The organism is Streptomyces sp. GC420 (genome assembly GCF_009916105.1).
Lineage (GTDB): Bacteria > Actinomycetota > Actinomycetes > Streptomycetales > Streptomycetaceae > Streptomyces.
Genome location: NZ_JAAAXQ010000560.1, coordinates 1 through 3,618 on the forward strand (window position 1 = coordinate 1; position 3,618 = coordinate 3,618).

4 protein-coding genes are annotated in these 3,618 nt (G+C 75.2%); 2 read left to right on the top strand and 2 right to left on the bottom strand.

Annotated features, from left to right (window positions below):
• Positions 1 to 1,478: PQQ-binding-like beta-propeller repeat protein (locus GUY61_RS36090; RefSeq protein WP_166634525.1), on the top strand; the 1,478-nt coding region annotated here is incomplete at its 5' end.
• Positions 1,479 to 1,822: 344 nt separating this feature from the next.
• Positions 1,823 to 2,371, top strand: a complete 549-nt coding sequence (locus GUY61_RS36095; RefSeq protein WP_166634526.1) for a hypothetical protein — start codon at positions 1,823 to 1,825, stop codon at positions 2,369 to 2,371.
• A 72-nt stretch (positions 2,372 to 2,443) separates the two neighbouring features.
• Here the strand turns inward: GUY61_RS36095 and GUY61_RS36100 are convergent, their stop codons facing one another.
• Together GUY61_RS36100 and GUY61_RS36105 are read right to left on the bottom strand one after the other, a co-directional pair.
• Positions 2,444 to 3,301, bottom strand: a complete 858-nt coding sequence (locus GUY61_RS36100) for an enoyl-CoA hydratase/isomerase family protein (RefSeq protein WP_398958167.1) — start codon at positions 3,299 to 3,301, stop codon at positions 2,444 to 2,446.
• On the bottom strand, positions 3,298 to 3,618 hold a 321-nt coding region (locus GUY61_RS36105; RefSeq protein ID WP_166634527.1), incomplete at its 5' end, for a Zn-ribbon domain-containing OB-fold protein. The genes GUY61_RS36100 and GUY61_RS36105, both read right to left, overlap by 4 nt.

Here is a 3,618-nt window from a genome sequence, read left to right on the forward strand (position 1 = left end):
GGGGAGCGGTCCCGCCCGACTGGGACGCGGCCTGGCAGGACCCACGGGCCGGCGCGGCCCCGGCCCGTGCCGCCGCCCCGGTGACGGCGCCCCCGGACGGACCGGTGCGCCTGGCCGGCTCCCCGGTGCCCATCGGCCCCGGCCCCCGGGTCGCCGACGCCCGTGCGGGCCGCCCGCACGTGGAGCTCGACCCGCCCGGCACCGGCTGGATCCGGCCGCCCGGAGGCGCCGGGCCCGCGCAGTCCGCGGTGAACCAGCCGCACGGGCCGGCGGGCGGACCGGCGAACGGCGACGGCCCGCCCGTACCGGGTCCCGCCACGTCACCGGAAGGGGCGGCCGCCTCGGGCTGGCGGCCCTGGCGCTTCCGCATGTCGAACGACGTGTGGGGTACTCCGGTCGTCGCCGACAACCTCCTCTACGTGACCTCCTTCGAGGTGCACGCCCTGGACGTGGCTTCCGGCCGGCGCCAGTTCAAGACGCGGGACGTGGCCTGGTCCATGGCCGTGGCCGCGGGCCGGATCCATGCCTCGGACGGGCCGACGCTGTACGCGCTGGACGCCAGGGACGGCTCCGAGCGGTGGCGGCTGCAGACCGACGCCTGGGTGTACTCGCTGAAGGTCGACCGGGGCACCGTCGTCACCGGTACCCGCGGCGGCGGCGTCCAGGCCTGGGAGGCCGCCAACGGCGAGAAGTTGTGGGAACTCACGGGTGCGCAGACGGACTTCGAGACACCCGAGGCCGGGCCCGTCGTCCACGAGGGCACGGTCTTCGTGTGGAAGGACGCCCGGCTGCGCGCCCTGGAGGCGCGTACGGGCGCCGAGCGCTGGTCGTACCCGGTCGGTGACGCGGCCTCCTGCGGTGGTGTGCCGCTGCGGCTGCTCGCCGCCCCCGAGGGCGTGGTGTACGTCAGCGCCGGTACCCGTGTCATCGCCCTGGAGGTGGCGACCGGCAGCGTCCGCTGGCACTTCGAGGCGCCCGCCGTCTTCCTGTCCCCGCCGGCGTTCGCGCCCGGCCCGGCCGTGACGGGCGGCGGCGTCTACCTCGCCGACTACCTGGGCACGGTCTACGCCCTGGACGCGGCGGACGGCCGCGACCGCTGGCGCATCGCGACGGAGGCCCGCCAGTCCGTCGAGCCGGTGCTGGTCGCGGGCGGCAACGTCCATGTCGGCAGCGGCAGCGCGCTCTACACCCTGGACGCCGTCACCGGCGCCCCGCGCTGGCGGTTCGCGGCGGGCGGCGAGGTCGTCGGCGCGCCGGTGGTCTCGGACGGCAGGCTGCACTTCGGCTCCGCCGACCACTGCCTGTACACGCTGGACGCGGCGGGCGGGCAGCTGCGCTGGAAGCTTGCGACGGGTGGTGAGATCACCGGCTCGCCGGTGGCCGCGGGCGGGGTCGTGTACGCGTGCAGCAAGGACCGCTGTGTGTACGCGCTGGACGCGCAGAAGGGCACCGGCACCGGGCGGAGCGGCGCCCGCTGAGCGCTCCGCGGGCAGCCCGGCTCGTCACCCGCGCCCGCGGGTCCGCCGGGCCGGTCGCGCCCGCGCGGCCCGGCCGCGTGCCGGCACGGCCCCGCGCCGCTGCGGGGCGCCGCCGGATCGTGCTGCGCCATGCCGTTCATGTCCCCCGATGGCGTGGGCGGAACGGGCCGGGACGCCCCCGGCGGCAGCGAGGTTGGCCCTCGTGGCGAGCGGTGACCCCACCGGGACGAAGCTGGGACAGAGCGGCACGAGATCGCTGCTACTGTGACGTGCGCCCGTCAAATCGAAGGGCTCGGGCGGCCTCTGTGCCGCCAAATCCAGCGAATTCAACGGGGGTTGAAGACGTGAAGCTCCGTCATGTCCGCGCCATCGCCATCCTCGGTATCGCCGTCGTCGCGCTCACCGGCGCTCGCGGTTCCCACGGCGGCGGATGCAGCAGCGGTTCGAGCAGCAGCTCCAGCAGTTCCAGCGGTGGTGGTTCCAGCAGCACCGGCGGCTCCGGCCACGACTCGGACGACAGCGGTCTGTCCTCCACCGGGGGAACGACCGGCAGCGGCTCCAGCAGCGGCTCCGGCTCGGGCGGCAGCGGGAACAGGGACAAGGCGATGGACGACCTGAGGATCGAGTCCTGCCGTTACGACGAAGCGGTGGGCCTCCAGGCACGTGTCCGGGCCACCAACAGCAGCACCAGCAGGTCCTACGACTACAAGTTCACCGTCGAGTTCACCGACTCGAGCGGCAAGGAGATCGCCGCCCGGACCCCCAGCATCCCGCTGGTGCAGCCGAGCAGCAGCGAGACCGTGGACGTGGCCACCCCGTACGTCCTGAAGGACGGCGAGACGGCCACCGGCTTCGAGTGCCGGGTGACCCAGGTGACGCGCACCTCCGCCTGACCTCCGTTCGCCCTCCGTCCGCCGTCCCGCCCGACCGCGCAGGGCCCGTCCGGCCCGCCCGGCTCGGGGCCGTCAGCGCAGCCGGAACTCCCTGCGGCGGGCCCGGAACAGGCCGGCCTGCTCGGCGGGCGGCAGGTTGCCGAGCGCGATGAGGTGCGGGGCCTGCGCCAGAGCCGTGGCACGGGCCCCCTCCCGCGCCGCCCACAGCGCCCGCACCGTGCCCTGCACCGCCGCCGTCGGGTACGAGGCGATGACGGCCGCGCAGCGCAGCGCGGCCGCCACCGCGCCCCCGGCCGGGGCGAGTTCGGAGACCAGCCCGGTCTCGTGGGCCCGGCGCGCCGAGATGCGTTCGGCCGAGCCCATCAGCGCCATCCGCGCGGCCTCCCCGAACGGCATCCGCCCCGCCATGGCGATGGACTCGTACGCGCTGACCATCCCGTACGTCGTGTGCGGGTCGAAGAAGGCCGCGTTCTCGGCGGCGACGAGGAAGTCCGCCTCGCCCAGCAGGTAGAAGGCTCCGCCGCAGGCCATCCCGTTCACCGCCGCGATCACCGGCTTCCACAGGTCGTTCGCCTTGGGCCCGACGGTGAGCAGGGGATCGTCGGCCGAGTACGGGGACGAGGGCTGCGGCACCTCGGCCGAGCGGTCGATGCCGGTGCAGAAGGCCTTCTCGCCCGCGCCGGTGAGGACGACGGCCCTGACCCGGTCGTCCACGCGCAGGGCCCGCCAGACCGAGGCGAGCCGGGCGGCCATGTCGAGGTCGATCGCGTTGTGGCGTTCCGGCCGGTCGAGGGTCACGAGCGCGACGCCCTCGCCGACGGACCCGCCCGTCGCGTTCCCGCCCGTCGCGTCCGTCGCATCCTTCCCGCCCGCCGGTTCCGTCCCGTTCACCGTGCCGTTCGCGGTGCCGATCTCCGTCCGGACGCTCACGGACGCTCCAGCAGCCAGCGCGGGCCGGTGACACCCGGGGCGATCTCCGTGAAGACGGCCTTCACCGGGGCGCCGATGCGCAGTCTTCCGGGCGGCACCGAGTTCGGCGGCGCGTCACGGGCGGCCACCACATTGCCGACGAGGCGGAGGCGGGGCTCCTCGGCGAGTTCCACGACGACGACGTTGTACGGCGCCAGGTCCGCGTAGGCCGGGAGAAGCGGCGGATGCGGGACGACGTACGACCAGATGCGGCCGCGGCCGCTCATGCGGCGCCACTCGCTGTCGAACGACTGGCAGTGGGGGCAGCAGGGGCGGGG